This window comes from Jeotgalicoccus sp. ATCC 8456 (assembly GCF_016313225.1).
Classification (GTDB): Bacteria; Bacillota; Bacilli; order Staphylococcales; family Salinicoccaceae; genus Jeotgalicoccus; species Jeotgalicoccus marinus.
Map to the genome: position 1 here is coordinate 1,169,348 of NZ_CP066224.1, position 20,991 is coordinate 1,190,338.

At 40.6% G+C, this 20,991-nt stretch carries 17 protein-coding genes, 6 tRNA genes and 3 rRNA genes; 3 read left to right on the plus strand and 23 right to left on the minus strand.

Features of this window, described 5'->3' with window-relative positions; translation table 11 throughout:
• Nucleotides 1-6: 6 nt before the first annotated feature.
• From JEM45_RS05955 to JEM45_RS05965, 3 genes are read right to left on the minus strand one after another with little or no spacing between them, the layout of a single operon-like run.
• Complete coding sequence (locus tag JEM45_RS05955) at nt 7-951, minus strand: CdaR family protein (protein WP_198687101.1); 945 nt, start codon at nt 949-951, stop codon at nt 7-9.
• Nucleotides 938-1,759, minus strand: a complete 822-nt coding sequence (gene cdaA, locus JEM45_RS05960; RefSeq protein ID WP_198687102.1) for a diadenylate cyclase CdaA — start codon at nt 1,757-1,759, stop codon at nt 938-940. The genes JEM45_RS05955 and cdaA overlap by 14 nt, the downstream gene beginning before the upstream one ends.
• Nucleotides 1,760-1,781: 22 nt before the next feature.
• Nucleotides 1,782-2,729 (minus strand): helix-turn-helix domain-containing protein, encoded by a 948-nt coding sequence (locus JEM45_RS05965; protein ID WP_166626188.1) that lies wholly within the window; start codon nt 2,727-2,729, stop codon nt 1,782-1,784.
• Nucleotides 2,730-2,866: 137 nt separating this feature from the next.
• Here JEM45_RS05965 and JEM45_RS05970 point away from each other — a divergent pair, with 137 nt between their 5' ends.
• A complete protein-coding gene (locus JEM45_RS05970; RefSeq protein WP_166626187.1) occupies nt 2,867-3,319 on the plus strand; it encodes a winged helix-turn-helix domain-containing protein in 453 nt (150 codons plus the stop codon).
• A 49-nt stretch (nt 3,320-3,368) separates the two neighbouring features.
• Here the strand turns inward: JEM45_RS05970 and rocF are convergent, their stop codons facing one another.
• From rocF to JEM45_RS06065, 19 genes are all read right to left on the minus strand, one after another.
• On the minus strand, nt 3,369-4,274 hold the full coding sequence (gene rocF / locus JEM45_RS05975) for an arginase (RefSeq protein ID WP_198687103.1): 906 nt from the start codon (nt 4,272-4,274) through the stop codon (nt 3,369-3,371).
• 137 nt (nt 4,275-4,411) lie between these two features.
• A tRNA-Lys gene (locus tag JEM45_RS05980) sits at nt 4,412-4,484 on the minus strand.
• Between the two features lie 15 nt (nt 4,485-4,499).
• Nucleotides 4,500-4,571, minus strand: a tRNA-Gln gene (locus tag JEM45_RS05985).
• A gap of 7 nt (nt 4,572-4,578) precedes the next feature.
• Nucleotides 4,579-4,662: transfer RNA gene (locus JEM45_RS05990), tRNA-Tyr, on the minus strand.
• Between the two features lie 10 nt (nt 4,663-4,672).
• Nucleotides 4,673-4,745, minus strand: a tRNA-Val gene (locus tag JEM45_RS05995).
• Nucleotides 4,746-4,764: 19 nt separating this feature from the next.
• A tRNA-Glu gene (locus JEM45_RS06000) sits at nt 4,765-4,839 on the minus strand.
• Between the two features lie 13 nt (nt 4,840-4,852).
• Nucleotides 4,853-4,927, minus strand: a tRNA-Asn gene (locus JEM45_RS06005).
• A 15-nt stretch (nt 4,928-4,942) separates the two neighbouring features.
• Nucleotides 4,943-5,057: ribosomal RNA gene (gene rrf / locus JEM45_RS06010) — 5S ribosomal RNA — on the minus strand.
• Nucleotides 5,058-5,130: 73 nt separating this feature from the next.
• A 23S ribosomal RNA gene (locus JEM45_RS06015) occupies nt 5,131-8,017 on the minus strand.
• 194 nt (nt 8,018-8,211) lie between these two features.
• Nucleotides 8,212-9,761: ribosomal RNA gene (locus JEM45_RS06020) — 16S ribosomal RNA — on the minus strand.
• The 16S, 23S and 5S rRNA genes sit together here with 6 tRNA genes alongside, the layout of an rRNA operon.
• A 438-nt stretch (nt 9,762-10,199) precedes the next feature.
• Entirely contained in the window at nt 10,200-10,655 is a 456-nt protein-coding gene (gene tnpA / locus JEM45_RS06025) for an IS200/IS605 family transposase (protein WP_166627299.1), read from the minus strand.
• A 210-nt stretch (nt 10,656-10,865) separates the two neighbouring features.
• Nucleotides 10,866-11,636 carry a KinB-signaling pathway activation protein gene (locus tag JEM45_RS06030; protein WP_026865729.1) on the minus strand — a complete coding sequence of 257 codons (771 nt, stop codon included), beginning with the start codon at nt 11,634-11,636 and terminating at the stop codon, nt 10,866-10,868.
• Nucleotides 11,633-12,682, minus strand: a complete 1,050-nt coding sequence (locus JEM45_RS06035; RefSeq protein WP_198687104.1) for an Mrp/NBP35 family ATP-binding protein — start codon at nt 12,680-12,682, stop codon at nt 11,633-11,635. Before JEM45_RS06035 ends, JEM45_RS06030 begins: the two co-directional genes overlap by 4 nt.
• A 90-nt stretch (nt 12,683-12,772) precedes the next feature.
• Complete coding sequence (locus tag JEM45_RS06040) at nt 12,773-14,323, minus strand: amidohydrolase (protein ID WP_198687105.1); 1,551 nt, start codon at nt 14,321-14,323, stop codon at nt 12,773-12,775.
• Nucleotides 14,324-14,388: 65 nt separating this feature from the next.
• Nucleotides 14,389-15,189 (minus strand): pyrroline-5-carboxylate reductase, encoded by an 801-nt coding sequence (gene proC, locus JEM45_RS06045; RefSeq protein ID WP_026865732.1) that lies wholly within the window; start codon nt 15,187-15,189, stop codon nt 14,389-14,391.
• 49 nt (nt 15,190-15,238) lie between these two features.
• A complete protein-coding gene (locus JEM45_RS06050) occupies nt 15,239-15,928 on the minus strand; it encodes a PAQR family membrane homeostasis protein TrhA (RefSeq protein ID WP_166627109.1) in 690 nt (229 codons plus the stop codon).
• A gap of 20 nt (nt 15,929-15,948) precedes the next feature.
• Nucleotides 15,949-17,097, minus strand: a complete 1,149-nt coding sequence (locus JEM45_RS06055; protein ID WP_198687106.1) for a UTP--glucose-1-phosphate uridylyltransferase — start codon at nt 17,095-17,097, stop codon at nt 15,949-15,951.
• A gap of 13 nt (nt 17,098-17,110) precedes the next feature.
• Nucleotides 17,111-18,412, minus strand: a complete 1,302-nt coding sequence (locus tag JEM45_RS06060) for a pyrimidine-nucleoside phosphorylase (protein ID WP_166627110.1) — start codon at nt 18,410-18,412, stop codon at nt 17,111-17,113.
• Nucleotides 18,413-18,427: 15 nt separating this feature from the next.
• Nucleotides 18,428-18,748, minus strand: a complete 321-nt coding sequence (locus tag JEM45_RS06065) for a hypothetical protein (protein WP_166627111.1) — start codon at nt 18,746-18,748, stop codon at nt 18,428-18,430.
• Nucleotides 18,749-18,860: 112 nt separating this feature from the next.
• Here JEM45_RS06065 and JEM45_RS06070 point away from each other — a divergent pair, with 112 nt between their 5' ends.
• Nucleotides 18,861-19,571: an SDR family NAD(P)-dependent oxidoreductase gene (locus JEM45_RS06070; RefSeq protein WP_166627112.1), complete on the plus strand. Its 711-nt coding sequence runs from the start codon at nt 18,861-18,863 to the stop codon at nt 19,569-19,571.
• A gap of 220 nt (nt 19,572-19,791) precedes the next feature.
• On the opposite strand, the gene JEM45_RS06075 is transcribed toward JEM45_RS06070, so the two are convergent.
• A complete protein-coding gene (locus JEM45_RS06075; protein WP_166627113.1) occupies nt 19,792-19,953 on the minus strand; it encodes a hypothetical protein in 162 nt (53 codons plus the stop codon).
• Between the two features lie 103 nt (nt 19,954-20,056).
• Here JEM45_RS06075 and JEM45_RS06080 point away from each other — a divergent pair, with 103 nt between their 5' ends.
• A complete protein-coding gene (locus JEM45_RS06080; protein ID WP_198687107.1) occupies nt 20,057-20,989 on the plus strand; it encodes a metal ABC transporter solute-binding protein, Zn/Mn family in 933 nt (310 codons plus the stop codon).
• Nucleotides 20,990-20,991 lie beyond the last annotated feature (2 nt).

Below are 20,991 nucleotides of genomic sequence, written 5' to 3' on the forward strand. Positions count from 1 at the left end.
TCCATGTTAATCATTCTCAACAGTGACATCTGCTTCCAGCACTGCCGGTTCACTCTTTGTCACATTTTCTGGTAATTCTATTCTAACATCTTTTGTACCCGACGATGACATTCCTTCAACATCAACCTCAGCTATTAGAGAGTTGATAGAGTCCAAGGTTTCCTTGTCACCGAATATTTCTATTGTATCATGGTTTAATTCTACATCAGATACCGTATGTCCGTCATCTGGTTCACCAACCGTTTCTTGATACACAGGTACACTTTTAGAAAGTTCTTCAACTTCAATTTCCACTCTTACAGTTTCTGGTTCGATGACGACATCTAACTTATTGTACTGAGCATCAAAAGCACTCACCTCTGCTTCTTCTACTCTCTCATCAGTAATACTAGAGGTGTCTGACATCATGGCACGTACATATTGTATACGATTCATCGTGCTTTCTCCACCACTCACTGTCACTGTGGAAGGTTCTACATTGACTGAATCCAGTTGATAACTAGAACCCACTCTACCGTCACTCACTTCTGCTTGAACTTCAAAAGTTTGTGACACTAGGTTTTGTATTGTAACATTTGTTGTTTCAGGCTGTACGGTTGCAGTAACATTCTCAGGTAGTCCGTTTACTGTGAAGAACACTTCGTGCTCTCCCGGCTCTCTATTTCTAAGGTCTAAGGTCACTTCAAAGTTTCTCGTCGCCTGTAATCTTTTCACATTTGAACTTGAGCCTGATAATTCAACTGTAACCTCTTGTGGTACACCAGAAACATAATATTCTTCTTCATCATAAAGTAATTCAACTGGTACGGATTCAACAAAATCGGCATCTTCATTTGTATTCTCGTCATCAACAAATATATTTGCCTCATCGAAGATGTTATTTGCATTAAAGAACATCAAGATTGCTAATAACAGTGCAACAATACTTATTCCAACCTTACTTTCTAGCAAATATACCGCCCCCTTCCTTAGATGAAGCAGCGACTAACCACTGTTCATGGAGTAGTTTTTCAAGTGTATCCATGTCGAGTTCTTTGGTCATTTTACCGTCGTATGTAACAGACACATTCCCTGTCTCTTCAGATACGATAATCGTAAAAGCATCGGTCACTTCCGATATTCCTACAGCAGCTCTATGTCGTGTTCCTAAGTCTTTTGCGATCTTATTGCTTTCAGAAAGCGGTAGATAACTACCTGCAGTAGCGATTTTATCACCTTGAATAATCATCGCACCATCATGTAACGGTGTATTCGGTATAAAAATGTTAATAAGAAGTTGTGAGGAAATTTCTGAGTTTAATGGCACACCTGTTTCGATGTAGTCCTTTAACCCCGTCTCTTTTTCCATCACTATTAAAGCTCCAATCCGCCTTTTAGCCATATACCTTACAGCGGTGAGCATATCTTGTACAAGACGTTCCTTAACTGCAGCTTCGTTTTGTCCATTGGATCTAAATAGACTTCCACGCCCGAGTTGTTCTAAGGCTCTTCTTAGTTCAGGTTGGAAGATAACGATTACTGCTAAGAAACCCCATTGTAAAACCATATCAAACAACTGAGTTGTCGTTGTTAGATCGAAAAAATTACTAATTGCCCGCCCAATTATTATGAAAAATATCCCTTTGATTAGCTGAACGGCTTTTGTTCCTTTGATGACGGTAAGTATTAAGTAAAATACATACCAAACGATAAGCACATCGATAATACTTGTAATTACAAAGGAAGTAGAGATATTTTCAAAAAAGTTGGCTGTGTCCATAATGATTATCCTTTCTATTATGTTATAAGCCACCTAATCTCTCTGTTAACTCGCGATATACTACTGTTATTTCAGGTATGACTGAAGTATCTAACTCAATGTTAGCTAATTGTTTAAATAAGGCATCTGCTTCTTTAACCTTATCCATTTTGAAATAACTATAGGCTTTTAAAACTAATAGTACTTCATCATCTGTTGTAGTCAGTATTTCTAGTGCATCATTATAACGCTCAATCTTAACCAAACAAAGCACTTTTAGCTGTTCAATTTCCAAGTCTTTATAGTGGATACCTAGTCTTGTAGAAATAAGTTCTATATCAGTAATGATTCTGTGTGCAGTGTAATACTGTTTAAATATAATATAACATTTTACAAGTGCATAGCGTAATTTTAAATCTGAAATATTTAATTCATCAAACTTCGTTAACATGTATAAAGCATCTTCTAAAATATCGATTGCTTGATCTGTTAACTTATCATTCACCAGTAAATCCGCCTTCAATAAGACTGCGTTAATATAATGTTGATTCACAGCCACTGTAGATAGTTGTTTTAATGCCTTATCTATGTTCGTACGTGTACGTTTACTATCACCGAGATGACGGTAATACTGAGCATATATCAAATGAATTCGACCACTATCTGGCATAGGAATATCTTCAATCTGTTCATATTCTTTATCGATAAAATATTTCAAAGATTCAAAGTCTCCATGTTCAACCTTCAATTCATAGTGACCTATTTCTCTAAGTATTTCGAAATTATTATATTTAAAATGAGATACTTCAGTCATGAAATCATTTACAGTACAATTCAAACGCTTGCTTAACTTAACCAATACATTTGTTGATGGTTGAACGGTACCTTTTTCAATCAAACTTAAATATGTGCGGGAGATGATTCCCTCAGCGAGCTCTTCTTGCGTCAGATTATTATTGTTTCGAATTTCTTTGATTCTTTGACCTATCATACTCATCCCCCTAGTACTTAACATTTTAATAATACCAAATCCAAATTTATGTAACAAACAATCATATAAATGAAATCTTGATTAATTGACGAGGTTTACTTTTTACATGATAATAAAAGAAAACATTGGAGGATATAATGAAGAATTTGCTCGTTATAAAAGACCTAGAGCAGCTCAAGTCAATTAGCGATCCGTTTAGAATGAAACTCCTTGCCATGATGTCAGAAGAAGCAAAAACTGGTCAGATGCTTGCAGACGAACTTGAATTGCCACGAGCTAAAGTCCACTATCACCTCAGCCAATTGTTAAAACACGGTATTATAACCATCTCACATACAGTAGAAAAGAAAAGCATTTTACAAAAGTTTTACATTCCTAGCGCAAAACATATTATTGCTGATATGAATATACTCAATTATAAACCATTATCCGAACATTCGGACCCGCACGTTTATCAATTAAAATTAAATGATTACTCTTTTAATGCCCTGATGGTGCAGCTTAAAAACCTAAATAATGAAGAAAACGACTCCGATATTTCTTCTTATCTCATTAATATTGTAAAAACAGAAGACAAACTGATTCAGTAATATAAAATAAGAAGCTGTGAAAGTCCGTCTTCCACAGCTTCTTTACTATCTATAACAATCTTTTCCCGAAGATAAACGATGCGATTTCTACAGCTTTTTTAGCTGTATTATTCTCCTTATCAAGGAGTGGATTAACTTCCACTAAATCACAAGAAACTAAACGATCAGATGCACTTAGTACTGTTAATGCCTCGAGTAGTTCAGCTAGAAAAAGTCCCCCGTTGACCTTTGTACCTGTCCCTTCTATTTCCATTGGATCTAAGCTATCTACATCTAATGATAGATGTATGGCATCACAATGCTCTAAAGAAGCTAAAGCTTTTTTAATCACAACAGTCAAACGCTCAGTTCTCACATCTGACATAGTATGACACTTAATATTGTGTGCTTTAATATAAGACTGCTCACCAGAGTCTAAGTCTCTCACTCCTATAAAGACAATATTTTCATGTTTTAATTTTGGACCACTTTTATGTACATCAACCAGCTGTTCATGCCCTTCACCTAATAAGACACCTACAGGCATACCGTGTATATTACCACTCGGTGACGTTTCGCTACTATTGATATCCCCATGCGCATCAATCCAAATTACCCCTAAGTTATCATAATGATGACTAATACCACTAATTGAACCAATAGATAAGCTATGGTCGCCTCCAATTATAAATGGGAACTTCTTATTACTTACACTCTCATCTACCACAGAGGCAAGCGTCTGACTACAATCTAATACTTCACTTAGATTGATTAAGCCATTTTTATCTTTTTCATTACTATTCTCTTTCCATACCCCATATCCTCCAACAACATTCCCCTTATCGGTTACTTCATGACCGAGCTCATTCAATTTCTTTATTAAATGTTCAAAACGCAAAGCATCTGGACCTAAAGCAACACCTGGTCTTTGTTGACCAAATGATGTTGGCGCACCGATCAAATCAATATTTACCACTACAACTCCTCCAAATCTAAACCCTTTTGTTATACAAATATACTAAAGAAAGCGTTTTTATACAAGTGCTTATAAATATTAAATTTGAACTAAATTCATGTATAAAAAAAGACACTTGCTTTTGCAAGTGTCCAAGATGAGCCATGCAGGGCTCGAACCTGCGACCCTCTGATTAAAAGTCAGATGCTCTACCAACTGAGCTAATGGCTCTAAATATAATTAAAACTGGGCTGGAAGGATTCGAACCTTCGCGTCACGAGACCAAAACCCGTTGCCTTACCGCTTGGCTACAGCCCAAAAATCATGGTGGAAGGGGGCAGATTCGAACTGCCGAACCCGAAGGAGCGGATTTACAGTCCGCCGCGTTTAGCCACTTCGCTACCCTTCCAAATGAAAAATGGAGAATGACGGGCTCGAACCGCCGACCCTCTGCTTGTAAGGCAGATGCTCTCCCAGCTGAGCTAATTCTCCATATTAGACTATATTAAAATGGTGACCCGTACGGGACTCGAACCCGTGTTACCGCCGTGAAAGGGCGGTGTCTTAACCGCTTGACCAACGGGCCTAAGACAAAAAAATGGCTCCACAGGTAGGACTCGAACCTACGACCGATCGGTTAACAGCCGATAGCTCTACCACTGAGCTACTGTGGAATAAAAAATATGTAAGCCTGGCAGCGTCCTACTCTCACGGGACGTCAGTCCAACTACCATCGGCGCTGGAGAGCTTAACTACTGTGTTCGACATGGGAACAGGTGTGGCCTCTCCGCCATCGCCGCCAGACTTTGAATGTATATACATTCAAAACCAAATAGAAGTGTCAGTAAAGAGTGAACGCACTCATTTATTTCTTACTTTGAATAAGTCTTCGATGGATTAGTATTCGTCCGCTCAATGTGTCACCACACTTACACGCCGAACCTATCAACCTCATAGTCTCTGAGGCATCTATTGGGGAAATCTCATCTTGAGGGGGGCTTCATGCTTAGATGCTTTCAGCATTTATCCCGTCCATACGTAGCTACCCAGCTATGCCGTTGGCACGACAACTGGTACACCAGTGGTATGTCCATCCCGGTCCTCTCGTACTAAGGACAGCGCCTCTCAAATTTCCTACGCCCACGACGGATAGGGACCGAACTGTCTCACGACGTTCTGAACCCAGCTCGCGTACCGCTTTAATGGGCGAACAGCCCAACCCTTGGGACCGACTACAGCCCCAGGATGCGATGAGCCGACATCGAGGTGCCAAACCTCCCCGTCGATGTGAACTCTTGGGGGAGATAAGCCTGTTATCCCCGGGGTAGCTTTTATCCGTTGAGCGATGGCCCTTCCATGCGGAACCACCGGATCACTAAGTCCGTCTTTCGACCCTGCTCGACTTGTTGGTCTCGCAGTCAAGCACCCTTGTGCCTTTACACTCTATGAATGATTTCCAACCATTCTGAGGGTACCTTTGAGCGCCTCCGTTACTCTTTAGGAGGCGACCGCCCCAGTCAAACTGTCCATCTGACACTGTCTCCCAGCCGGATTACGGCTGCGGGTTAGAACCTCAACCACACCAGGGTGGTATCCCACCAGTGCCTCCACATAAACTAACGTCCATGCTTCTTTGGCTCCCACCTATCCTGTACAGGTGGAGTCGAGATTCAATATCAAACTACAGTAAAGCTCCACGGGGTCTTTCCGTCCTGTCGCGGGTAACCTGCATCTTCACAGGTACTATGATTTCACCGAGCCTCTCGTTGAGACAGTGCCCAAATCGTTACGCCTTTCGTGCGGGTCAGAACTTACCTGACAAGGAATTTCGCTACCTTAGGACCGTTATAGTTACGGCCGCCGTTTACTGGGGCTTCAATTCGTACCTTCGCTTGCGCTAAGCACTCCTCTTAACCTTCCAGCACCGGGCAGGCGTCAGCCCCTATACGTCACCTTTCGGTTTGGCAGAGACCTGTGTTTTTGGTAAACAGTCGCTTGGGCCTATTCACTGCGGCTTATATTTCTATAAGCACCCCTTCTCCCGAAGTTACGGGGTCATTTTGCCGAGTTCCTTAACGAGAGTTCGCTCGCTCACCTTAGAATTCTCTTCCCAACTACCTGTGTCGGTTTACGGTACGGGCAGATCAATTACTCGCTAGCAGCTTTTCTTGGCAGTGTGAGTCCGTATGCTTCGCCTACTATTTTCGGCTCCCCATCACCACTCAGCCTTATGCATGCCGGATTTGCCTAACATGCAGCCTTATGGCTTGGACGCGCTCTTCCTTCCGCGCGCTCATCTTTTCCTTCTGCGTCACTACTTCACTCAAATGCAATCATCTGGTACAGGAATTTCTACCTGTTGTCCATCGCCTACGCTTTTCGCCTCGGCTTAGGTCCCGACTTACCCAGAGCGGACGAGCCTACCTCTGGAAACCTTAGTCGTTCGGTGGACGGGATTCTCACCCGTCTTTCGCTACTCACACCGGCATTCTCACTTCTAAGCGCTCCACATGTCCTCTCGGTCATGCTTCACCGCACTTAGAACGCTCTCCTACCATTAAAATAAATTTTAATCCACAGTTTCGGTAATATGTTTAGCCCCGGTACATTTTCGGCGCAGCGTCACTCGACTAGTGAGCTATTACGCACTCTTTAAATGATGGCTGCTTCTAAGCCAACATCCTAGTTGTCTGTGCAACGCCACATCCTTTTCCACTTAACATATATTTGGGGACCTTAACTGGTGGTCTGGGCTGTTTCCCTCTCGACAATGGACCTTATCACCCACTGTCTGACTCCCATACATCACATCTATGGCATTCGGAGTTTGTATGAACTCGGTAACCCGGGATGGGCCCCTCATCCAAACAGTGCTCTACCTCCACGATGCTAATATGAGGCTATACCTAAATATATTTCGGAGAGAACGAGCTATCTCCAGGTTCGATTGGAATTTCACCCCTACCCACAACTCATCCGGTCACTTTTCAACGTAAGTCGGTTCGGCCCTCCATTCAGTGTTACCTGAACTTCAGCCTGGTCATGGGTAGATCACCTGGTTTCGCGTCTACAAACATATACTCATTCGCCCGTTTCAGACTCGCTTTCGCTGCGGCTCCACATTCGCTGCTTAACCTTGCATATATTCGTAACTCGCCGGTTCATTCTACAAAAGGCACGCCATCACCCCTTAACGGGCTCTGACTACTTGTAAGCACATGGTTTCAGGTTCTATTTCACTCCCCTCCCGGGGTGCTTTTCACCTTTCCCTCACGGTACTGGTTCACTATCGGTCACCAAGGAGTATTTAGCCTTGGGAGATGGTCCTCCCAGATTCCGACGGAATTCCTCGTGTTCCGCCGTACTCAGGATACATTCTAAATTGTTTCATCTTTCAACTACGGGACTCTTACCCCCTACGGTTGGCCTTCCCAGACCATTCGTCTAAATGTCACAACCCGTTGTGAATGTCCTACAACCCCAGCTAATGCTGGTTTGGGCTCTTCCCGTTTCGCTCGCCGCTACTCAGGGAATCGATTTTTCTTTCTCTTCCTCTGGATACTAAGATGTTTCAGTTCTCCAGGTCTCCTTCGCTAACGTTATGTATTCACGTTAGGATAATACCTCGCGGTATTGGGTTTCCCCATTCGGAAATCTCCGGTTCATCGCTTACTTACAGCTCCCCGAAGCATATCGGTGTTTGTTCCGTCCTTCATCGGCTCTTGGTACCTAGGCATCCGCCATGCGCCCTTCAATACTTAATCGTATTGAAATGTGTGAGTGTATCTCTCGATACTTTGCGTTCTCGTTTCTATTTCTGCTTGAAATGAAATCTTTTTTCTCTTTACTTTACTTCTATTCGGTTTTCAATGTACATACTTTAGAATGTTTCATTTAAAAACATTCAAAACTGAATACAATATGTCTGCCGCTTAATTCCGCTCCGTTATATCCTTAGAAAGGAGGTGATCCAGCCGCACCTTCCGATACGGCTACCTTGTTACGACTTCACCCCAATTATCAATCCCACCTTTGACGGCTACCTCCATTAAGGTTAGTCCACCGGCTTCAGGTGTTATCGACTTTCGTGGTGTGACGGGCGGTGTGTACAAGACCCGGGAACGTATTCACCGTAGCATGCTGATCTACGATTACTAGCGATTCCAGCTTCATGGAGTCGAGTTGCAGACTCCAATCCGAACTGAGAACAGTTTTATGGGATTCGCTTGGCCTCGCGGCTTCGCTGCCCTTTGTAACCTGCCCATTGTAGCACGTGTGTAGCCCAAATCATAAGGGGCATGATGATTTGACGTCATCCCCACCTTCCTCCGGTTTGTCACCGGCAGTCAATCTAGAGTGCCCAACTGAATGATGGCAACTAAATTTAAGGGTTGCGCTCGTTGCGGGACTTAACCCAACATCTCACGACACGAGCTGACGACAACCATGCACCACCTGTCTCTCTGCCCAAAAGGGAAACCATATCTCTATGGCGATCAGAGGATGTCAAGATTTGGTAAGGTTCTTCGCGTTGCTTCGAATTAAACCACATGCTCCACCGCTTGTGCGGGTCCCCGTCAATTCCTTTGAGTTTCAACCTTGCGGTCGTACTCCCCAGGCGGAGTGCTTAATGCGTTAGCTGCAGCACTGAGGGGCGGAAACCCCCCAACACTTAGCACTCATCGTTTACGGCGTGGACTACCAGGGTATCTAATCCTGTTTGATCCCCACGCTTTCGCACCTCAGCGTCAGTTACAGACCAGAGAGCCGCCTTCGCCACTGGTGTTCCTCCATATCTCTGCGCATTTCACCGCTACACATGGAATTCCACTCTCCTCTTCTGCACTCAAGTAAAACAGTTTCCAATGACCCTCCCCGGTTGAGCCGGGGGCTTTCACATCAGACTTATTCTACCGCCTACGCGCGCTTTACGCCCAATAATTCCGGATAACGCTTGCCACCTACGTATTACCGCGGCTGCTGGCACGTAGTTAGCCGTGGCTTTCTGGTTAAGTACCGTCATCTCTAGGCCAGTTACTACCTAAAGTGTTCTTCCTTAACAACAGAGTTTTACGAGCCGAAACCCTTCTTCACTCACGCGGCGTTGCTCCGTCAGACTTGCGTCCATTGCGGAAGATTCCCTACTGCTGCCTCCCGTAGGAGTCTGGGCCGTGTCTCAGTCCCAGTGTGGCCGATCACCCTCTCAGGTCGGCTATGCATCGTTGCCTTGGTGAGCCACTACCTCACCAACTAGCTAATGCACCGCAGGCCCATCCTTTAGTGACAGATAAATCCGCCTTTCATTAAGATTACTTGTGTAATCCAACTTATCCGGTATTAGCTACCGTTTCCGGTAGTTATCCCAGTCTAAAGGGTAGGTTGCCCACGTGTTACTCACCCGTCCGCCGCTCGATTGTAAGGAGCAAGCTCCTTACGCTCGCGCTCGACTTGCATGTATTAGGCACGCCGCCAGCGTTCATCCTGAGCCAGGATCAAACTCTCCATGATTGGAAAGCTTTTACTAAGCTCACTCGATACTGCTGACAGTATCTACTTGCGTTTATATTGTTCGCCTCAATCTGTGCTCCTATCTTAATAGAAGACTTTTTATTCGGAATTAAACGTTGACATATTGTCATTCAGTTTTCAATGTTCTCGTTTTTTATTGCTTAATTATCTTAACACGTTCATTTTCTAAATGCAAGAGATTTATTAAATTAATGTTAAGATTGTTATTTTTTGATTACGTCTTGTTTTGACGACTTTTATATCTTATCAAGTTAATTTATAAAGGTCAATACTTTTTCTTATAATTTTTAAAGTAAGTATCCACCCGTATAACGGGTGGCTTTTTTTCAGCCCTATAAGGGCTCATTCCGCACATACTCCCTAAAGGGAGCTCTCAAAAGACTGCCAACCGCTATTCACTTTACCTTTTATTTGGTTTTACTTTTTGAATGGATCCACGTATTCTCGTTTTGAAATTGAATCGAGCACCCTGTCATCTGCTTCCTGCTCTCTGATATACTTTTCAATCGTTTTTTGGTTCAGTCCGACGGTGCTCACATAGTATCCCTTCGCCCAAAACGTTCTGTTTCCATATTTGTACTTCAAATTCGCATGTTGTTCATGGATAAGTACGGCACTTTTCCCTTTCAAATATCCCATAAATCCAGAAACACTCAGTTTCGGCGGAATTCTCACAAGCATGTGTATATGATCAGGCATCGCATGTGCTTCGATAATTTCTACATCTTTCATATCACATAATCGTCTAAGTATTTTCCCTATGTCTTTTCGAAGTTGTCCATACACAACTTTTCTCCTATACTTAGGAGTAAATATTATATGATACTTACAATTCCATCTTGTATGTGATAAACTTTGGTCGTCTTTAGACATTCAATATGCCCCTTTCTTTTCTAAATAGCGGTTGGTAGCCATTATTTAGTATACAGAAAGGGGCATATTATCGCTAAAGCTACTTCATCCACACGCATAGCGTGTGGTTTATTTGTTTCGCACGTCTACGTGCTCAACCGACTGAAGTCACTAATAAAATATATAAAGCCCGTCAAACATTGTCTTGACGGGCTTTATATAAATCAATTTTTATTTCTTACTGTCACTTTTTGCAGCTCTAGTCTTATTCTTATAACCTAATTTCTTACTTGCTTTAATTTGCTTATTGTCTTTTTCTTCACGTTTTCTTTTCTCTTCCTCTAATTCTTTACGCTTTTGCTCATTAACATCTGCCCTTGTTGTACGTCCGCGTTCTTTTCTTTCACGCTCGGAGTCTTCGATATATTTAGGTAGTCTGATTAATTGATATGCGTTTGTAAGTATTACGGTAAATACTGAACGATAAATCCAATCTGTATTTTCTACTGATATAAATGGAATTAAAGTTAAAGACGTCATAAAGATCATAAAGAATAATGATGGAATAAATACATTTGTCTCTGAAATCTTATTCTTATAGTATGCAAAGAATATTCCAGCAATGACGATAATAATCGGAATCCATACATATGACCAGGTTGACTCGTGACCTGCACCTACTTGTCTAAATCTTAAGTAGAACAAGTCAAAGATTGCATACAGTATCAGTAAAAGTTGAACATATGGCCACAAGCGTCTAAAGATACCTAGACCTAATGGATTAATGAATAGATATATGTAGAAGACTACTTGACTGACTGTGGCAATTAGGAGCCCGTAACCAATTAGGAATAGAAGTCCAACGAAAAAGTCACCGAACTCACCTTGAAATAGGAAGGTTGTCACAGCATCATATTCAGTCACCAAACTAATTAGGGTAGTAATTACTGCCCCAATTAGTAAAGTGACAAAGTAGAACTTAACTAAATATTTGGAAGTCATTCTGCTGATCCTCCAATTACTTTGTCGGCCATTGCACTATAAACTCTACTGATCTCATCATCAATATAAACAGAAGGTGCAAAATCATCCTCATTCCAATTTGGTTGTCCGAGTGGCAACTGTCCTAATAGAGGTGTGTTCAGTTCATCGGCAAGTTTTTGACCACCACCTGAACCAAAAATATATTCCTTATTACCCGTTTCTTTACTTTGGAAGTAACTCATATTTTCAATGACACCAATTATTTCATGATCTGTATGCTGCGCCATGGCACCAGCTCGCGCTGCAACGAAGGCTGCAGTCGGGTGAGGTGTTGTCACAATAATTTCTTTAGAGTGCGGTAACATCTGGTGAATATCTAAAGCGACATCCCCTGTTCCCGGTGGTAAGTCTAATAGTAGGTAATCAAGATCACCCCATCTGACTTCTTCAAAGAAACTTGTTAACATTTGTCCGAGCATTGGGCCACGCCAAATTACTGGTGTGTTTTCTTCAACGAAGAACGCCATAGATATGACTTCAACACCAAAACGTTTCACTGGTATAATTGTTTCACCATCTAAAGCAGGGCGCTCAGTAATACCCATCATATCCGGGACACTAAAGCCGTAAATATCTGCGTCAATGAGACCAACTTTCTTACCTTTTTCAGCTAAGGCAACAGCTAAGTTCACAGCAACCGTAGATTTACCTACGCCGCCCTTACCTGATGCAATTGAGATAAACTCTGTCTTCCCAAGTGTAAAGCCAAGTTCCATTGCTGCGCCGCGAGTTGATCGGAATTTTTCAATTGTTTCATCTGGTAACTCTTGAAAACGTAGTCCGACACTATCTGCACCCGCTTCTTTTAACAGGTTAACAATCTTCATCTGTAAGTCTAATTGCTCTTGGCCACCTTCACGACCGATTGCGACCTTTAGACTGACATGATTTTTTTCTTCTTTTATACTGACCTCCAGCAGCCCTTCTGTGTCACTGATCGGGACATTTAAAATCGGATCATTTAACGCTCCGATAATCTCTCTAACCTTACTTTCAGTTATCATGTAAACGCTCCTAACTTCAACTTGATTCCAATACTTCTAATAATAACATAAGATCGTTACCCCTAATATCACTCAATCTTGAACTTATCGCTACAGCTCAAAGACGACCTCACCATCAATAATTGTCTGTAAGACTTGTACATCTAAAAGTTCATCTGGCTCTATTGTCATCACATCTCTATCCAATACAATGAAGTCCGCAAGAAAGCCCGGTTTAATCTGACCTTGAATATCTTCTCTATAAACAATTTTTGCTGCTTCTGTTGTGTACATTCTAAAGGCATCATAACGGTCAACAATCTCATTCGGATTGTATACTACACCATCTTTTTCACGAGTGATTAAGGCATGAATTCCTAAAAATGGATTTACCTTTTCAATTGGAGCGTCTGATGACCCACCGAGAACGAGTCCTTTATCGAGGAGGGTTTTAAATGGATACAAGTACTTCGCACGACTACTACCAATATAGTCCTCTACCCAAGGCATATCTGAGGTTAAGAATGTCGGTTGAATATCACAGATGACTGGTAGGTTCGCCATACGTTCTATAAGATCTGGACGTAGGAGACTCACATGAATCAGTCTATCGTGCTTACCTTTGGCTACTGGGTATTTTTCTATAGTATCTAGCACCATTTCAATCGCACGGTCACCAATCATGTGAACTGCAATCGCATCTTTATTTTTTCTTGCTGTCTGGACCATTTCTTCTAATTTTTCTCTTGTGTGAATTTGCAGGCCTTGGTCATCGGAATTAACATACGGTTCACTTACTAAGGCAGTTTTTGCACCGAATGCACCATCTGCAAAGATTTTCATGGCATCACGTTCGACGTAGTTCTTCTTATAGGCCTTATTTGCTTTCACGACATCTTCATAAACTTGTTCATGTGTTAGTAAATTCGCACGGAATTTAAGTTCTTTTTCACCAAGTGTTTGAAGGTAAGCGTCAAGCGGCACATTGAAGTCACCATAATAAGCAAGGTCTTCGGTATGAGCGCCAACAATACCTAGGGAATGCATATATTTAACGGCACGAGTAATATCTTCACTAATCGACTCAACTGTATCATCTACCGTTGCTGCTCTCATTTCTTCAAAGGCTTTGTCATAGACCCATCCAGTTAGTTCACCATTTTCGTCTTTTTCAAAGTACCCACCTTCTGGGTTTTTTGTATCTTTTGTAATGCCTAAAGCTTCAAATGCTTTGGAGTTCACTACACCTGCATGAGAACAAATGCGCGTAATTAAGGTTGGTTTTTCAGTTAACTGATCAAGTTCTTCAATATGAATCTTGTATTGATTATCAAAATTATTTTCATCATAACCAAGAATATTATTCCACTTATGATTAGAATCAAAATCCGCAACTTGTTGCTTCATTTCATCTATGTCAGTCACATCATCTAATGCAAGTAATGCTAATTTTTTACCAATCATAATCAGGTGCTGGTGTACATCCGTTAAGGCAGGCATCATCGTCTGGCCTTGTAAATCAATATGTTGATTTGCTAAACCTTTCAATTCTTCAAACGTACCTACAGCTTTCACTGTTGTATCTTCTACTAAGACGGCTTCAACAACTTCGTTTTCACCAGTCATCGTATAAATTTTCCCATTAAAATATAAGTCTGCCATAATTATCATCCTCAGAAAAAAATACTTTCATATATGATTATATATGAAAGTATTCTTAGTTTCATTTATCGTTCACTTAGTTTCTTGCTACGGTCTCTTGCTGAGCCCAAGGTTTTAAAAATCATTTCTTGGAGTTTGAACTCCATTAAAGTATCTAAGCCGGCTTCAGTAGTTCCAGCTTTAGAAGTAATATCTTTTCTTAAACGCTCAAACGATTCATCTCTGTTCAATAACGTTTTACCTGTCCCGATAACAAGTTCACGTGTTAACTCATGCGCATCCTCTTCTGAAAAGCCGAGTTCTACTAAACTATTCGCATATTGTTCGTATATATAGTAGAGAAAAGCAGGACCTGAACCAGTTGCTGCTGTGATGTTATCCATACCATCTTCTTCAACCACTACATTTTTCCCGAAACTTGCCATAAGTTTAATCAGTTCTTCCCGTTCTAAAAAGTTATCAGAAAAGGCAATACCATTAACTGAGTGTTGAACCATCGCATTGGTGTTTGGCATAATTCTTGCAACTGGATTACCCGTTGCAAATTCTTCTTGCACAGTTTCAATTCTAATTCCAGCCATGACAGACACTAATTTCGTCTTTTCTGTTAAATGCGGACGAATTCTATCTGCAACATCTGAGAAATTTTGAGGCTTCGATGCCAGCACAATATAATCAGCATCTTCACACAGTTCCTTATCGTCATAAGAGACATTTAAACCTAATGATTCTTTAAAGGCCATAGCAGTAATTCGATTAGATTTACTTGTGATATAAATATCTTTTGCACTGACAATTCCTTTATGAATCATTCCTGTAAAGATTGCGCTGGCCATATTACCAGCCCCGTAAAATACAATTTTCATAAGACCACCCTCGGTTCTTTATTGGTACGTATTTTACCATAGTATCCTCTCATATATAGAACACAATTGCAAAATAGTGACATATTGCAGCAGCAATAATGAAGAAATGCCAAATCATATGGAAGTAGTTACGCGTTTTTTGTGCGTAAAACCATGCACCAACCGTGTAAAATACACCACCTAGTATAATCAGACTCATGAACTGCCATGACGTATCCGTAATAATAGTTGGTATGAATAGAACTGCTGACCAACCCATTACCAGATAAAATGCCAAGCTCACCTTTTCATTAACGACTGGTGCCAATACCTTATATAAGATACCAAGAATTGTCGCCAACCATTGAATGATTAAAATAACGAGTCCAAAAGTTCCGCCTACTACTGATAAAGCAATCGGGGTATACGTTCCAGCGATAGCAACATAGATAAAACTATGGTCTAGTAAACGCATAACGTATTTGTGATTGGTATTATGCGCCATCGAATGGTAGAGGGTAGACGTCAGAAACATGAGCAACATACTAATGACAAAGATCGAACCCCCAACTGCGTGACTAATCCCACCAAGGACGTACATATAAATCGCAGTAAATGGTAAGAGGAAAATGAAAATCAGTGCTGCCACACCATGACTGACTGCATTGCCAACTTCCTCTCCAAAAGATAAGGGTACAACACTTTTTAAAGTACGTTCGATTCTAGAAGTTACATTCTCTTGGTTGTGTTTTTCTCCCATTTGTTCTGACTCCCCATACATTAAATCAACCCTTCTTCAGAAAGATCGTTAAAGGCAGTCTCAATACTATCCTTGCCCACTTTATTTTTTAGTGGGGAGAACTCACCTTTTCGGTCTACTTGAAGCGTGTTGTGTTTGCCAGCATATCTAAAGGCATCAAAGTAGAATTTTTCAAATTTCAATACTTCTTCCTTAGTCACCTCGAGATGCTGTCCTAGATGCACTAGTTTTTTTAATGCAAGGTGATATGGCATTGCACCGTCTGCAGCTTCATTTAAGAAATTCATGCTATAGACATGAATCCCTATATTCCCATTAGTGAACTGATCTTCGCTACCTTCTGGAAGTTCAGTATATTCAACAACACCTTTATAACCGTCTAAGACAGCCAATCTACCGACAGACTCTCCTTCTTTTGGAGTAATGGATTTAGATGTGACATCATTTTGATCCTGTAAATGTAGACCAATTAAAGCAGGGTCTAATACTTTTACAACAACATTATCAACGTTGTTCATGAACACATTTTTGACGCCTCTATCTGCCATATCATCTAGCATGCCACTACTTTTAAGTGAACTGAAGATCCCACCATTACCATTAGGTGTAAGCATGATGTCTTTTTCTTCTGTTAATAACAATTCTCCATCTTTAGATAAAGGTGGGAAATGCTCTTGTTTGAAGAAGTGAATGTTATCTTTTGGCACTTCAAAATACAAGTGGTCTTCAAAGAATTGTAATGTTTCTTCATGATTGATATCACTCGTCATGATATACCAGTGCACAGGTAGACTACCATCTGCTTTTTTATATTTAAGAATTTCTCTTGCTTGTAATTCGAATAAAGAAACACCTTCAAAAGAGAAAGTCCCCTTTGGACCTGAGTGCTCTAAGCGAGTACCTTGTCCACCCGCAAGTAGAACAACTGCGACCTCACCGTTTTCAATCGCTGTTGTTGCAAGTCCAGAAACTACATCTACATCAAGGTCCTGCTTTAACACGTGAGGGACTTCTTCAACTTTTGTTAAGTCCATTTCATTATTCTTTAAGTACACATCTTCATAGACATGTTTAATTAAATTTAAATCCAAAGTTTCAAATTGCGCTTTAACTTTTTCTTTATAGCTATCTTCTAATAAATTATATTGTGGGATTAATTCTTCAATCATAAGTCCACTCCTTTTATGCAGTAATAATGCGTTTAATTAATTTAGTGTGTACTTCATCTTTACCGTAATGATAACTGTCTTGAACACGTTTCACAACATCATCAACACTATCCGTATTTGCTTCTAAAACAGCAAGAACATCGCCCTTATTGACCTTGTCGCCTACTTTTTTCTTATGTATAATGCCGACAGCTAAGTCGATCTCGTCATCTTTAGTCTGACGACCTGCACCTAGGATAGATGCTGCCACACCAACGTTCTCTGCATCAATTGACTCAATAAAGCCAGACTCAGTTGCTACAACGTCAATATGATATTTCGCTTGAGCGAGGTTTTCTGGATGATCAACTAAGGAATCATCTCCACCTTGGTTTTTAACAAAGGCTTTAAATTTCTCGAGCGCCTTACCATTCTTAATGACTTCTTCTAGCATTGTTCTCGCTTCTTCAATCGTCTCAGCCTTACCGCCAACAACGACCATTTGACTTGCTAGAGTTAATGAAAGTTCTGTTAAATCTTCTGGCCCTTCACCTTTTAGAGTGTCAATTGCTTCACGCACTTCATTTGCATTGCCGACTGCATAACCAAGTGGTTCTTCCATACTTGAAATAATAGCCATCGTACGACGACCAACATTATTACCAATTTGGACCATCGCTTCAGCTAAGGCAACTGCATCCTCCTCGGTCTTCATGAAGGCACCATCGCCCACCTTAACATCTAAAACAATCGCATCTGCACCCGCAGCAATTTTCTTACTCATAATCGAACTTGCAATCAGTGGGATTGAGTTCACAGTTGCAGTCACGTCACGTAGAGCATAGATTTTCTTATCTGCAGGGGTTAAGTTTCCAGACTGCCCAATTACAGCGAGCTTGTCCTTGTTAACTAGATTTACGAAGTCATCCTGTGACAATTCTACGTGGAAGCCATCTAGGGCTTCTAACTTATCAATTGTTCCACCTGTGTGACCCAGGCCACGACCACTCATTTTTGCCACTGGTACATCTAAAGCTGCCACTAGTGGTGCCAATACAAGCGTAGTCGTATCTCCAACACCACCTGTAGAGTGTTTATCCACTTTGATACCGTCGATATCTGCTAAATTGATTTGATCTCCAGATTCCACCATTGCCATCGTTAAATCAGCAGATTCTTCAGGTGTCATATCATTATAGAAGATTGCCATTAAAAGTGCTGAAGCCTGGTAATCAGGCACCTCACCTTTGGTATATCCATTGACGAAGAATTCAATTTCCTCTTTTGTTAAAGTGTTGCCGTCACGCTTTTTAGCGATAATGTCTACCATTCTCATGTTTAAGTACTCCTTTTACTTGGATGTTTTAGTCCATTCTTTCTTATTTCTATACTTTTTAGTATGGGCATAAATGTTTTCTGCCGCATAGTCTTCATTAGTATAAACCGTAATATCAAAATATGTCCCGTGTTCACTAAAAGTTTCGTTTAAATACGTATCTTTTAAGTGATCAAATAAGTTTTTCATTGCTGTATGATCTAAGCTCGGATATTCACGAAGTATCTTTTTTTGAAGTGCACCGTTGTTATCCATCACTTCTTGTACAACAATCACAAATGATTCATTATCCTTTAGTACATCATCAAAGATATTAGTCTGACCATGCTCTGCCATGATTCCGTCCTCCTTTGTATACAAGCATATGGATATCATGTTCTTAATATCTTTATTATACTTAAAAATAAGTTCATTTCATAATGAGAACTAAAAAATAGGAGGGAAAATTATGCAAGACTTGAATGGTAAAAATGCATTGATTACAGGTGGTTCAAAAGGAATAGGCTTAAAAACTGCTGAAGCGCTTGCCAGAGAAGGCGTCAACATCGCAATTACAGCACGTAATGAAGACACTCTAAAGGAAGCCCTTGCTATTTTAAATGAATATAAAGTGTCAACAATCGCAATTCGCGGTGATGTATCTGTAAAAGAAGAAGTAGATGAAATCGTATCATCGGTAGTCGAAGAATTCGGTACGATTGATATTCTTATCAATAATGCAGGGATCATGGGTGGCGGTAGTTTCTTTGACGACAACGAGGACATGTTCAGGCAGATGTTAGATGTCAACGTGTTCGGTATGTACTACACGATGAAAGCTGTCCTACCGTATATGCAAAAAGAACAGCGTGGGGACGTTGTCAATATCGCTTCCGTTTCTGGTCTAAGAGCATCAGAATCTAGCGCTCTTTACTCTGCTTCAAAACACGCAGTTATCGGTTTGACTGAAGGGGTCATGCGAGAAGTGAGAAAAGACAATATTCGCATGTCTTACCTCACACCATCCGCTGTATTAACAAGAGAACCTAACCTAGATCCAGAAACAATGACACATCCAGAAGACATTGCTGATATCATTGTGAACCAACTGAAAATTAATCCTAGAACCTTTGTTAAAAATAGTGAGATGTGGGCAACAAATCCGCAACCACTGGAATAGATTTGAATTGTAAGAGCTGATTTTTATCAGCTCTTTTTTGTGGTGTTGTTGTATATTGTGGGCTTTGTGCGAAGTCGTTTATTTATCGAGTTCGTGATTTCGCCTTTTCGCGAAGTCGTTTATTTTTCGAAGCCCAATCACACTTAAAAATGCTCAATTATATATTCAATTAATATAACAATCGGATTACCCAAAATGTCATCCAGTATTATCCCTATCACTAAACCCCAAATAAATAGTTTACGCTCCTCCCTTTTAGTTTTTTACTTTCATTCTCCTTGACCATTGAAAATTCCCCTTCTCTTACCAATTCACTAACGCATTCCAACATAAAATCAAACCATTTAGTATCACTTAGCCTTTCAACATTTTTCTCAAACACACTCAACATAACCTCCCTCTCTATTTCGGTTTGACTAATCCAAAAAGTTAGGGTAACCTAATATTTAAATTTATATAACCCAACAAAAGGAGAGTTTATACAGATGAAAAAAATAATAACGATGATAATAGCATTAACTTTAACGATTATCTTAGCCGCTTGTAGTACTGAAGCAAGCTCTGAAACTGACAACAATAAACAAAATCTTGTTGTCACGACGACCTTTATCAATGATATGGTCTCTGTTTTAGATGAAGGTATAGATGGCTACAATGTTGAAATGATTATTCCTGCTGGAGAGGACCCACACGTTTATGAACCTAAGGCAAGTGACCTTAGGGCGTTAGATGATGCGGATACCGTGCTTTACCACGGTTTAAATTTTGAAGGTCGAATGGCAGATGTGCTTGAGGAAGGTGTATCGATTACTTATGATTTCAATACGGATCATTTAACGACAATGGAAGATGATGAGGGAGGCTCTGAAACTGACCCTCACTTCTGGTTTGATATCGAACTTTACAAACAAGCTGTTACAAAAGTGAAGGATACTTTAATCGAGAACAATCCTGAAGCTGTGGATGATTATGAACAAAATTATGATAACTATATTAAAGTGCTTGATGAACTTAAAACTTACGTATCAGATAGAGTCGAAGAAATTCCTAAGGAATCCCGTATTCTTGTGACGCCTCACGATGCTTTCCAATACCTAGAGAAAACTCAAGATATAGATGTTCACGCACCTCAAGGTTTCTCTACTGACAGTGAAGTTTCAAATAACCAAATTGAAGAAACTGCAAATTTAATTGCTGACAACAATATTAAAGCAATCTTTGTAGAAACAACGACAAATCCAGACAGAATGACACGCCTTCAGGAAATTGTCGAATCAAAAGGTGGTTCGGTAGAAGTGGTTAACAGCAACGAAGATAAGTTGCTATCTGACTCATTAGCCGTAGAAGGTGATGCTGGCGATACCTTTATTGGTATGTACCGCCATAATATTGATACGATCGTCGATAATCTTAAATAAAG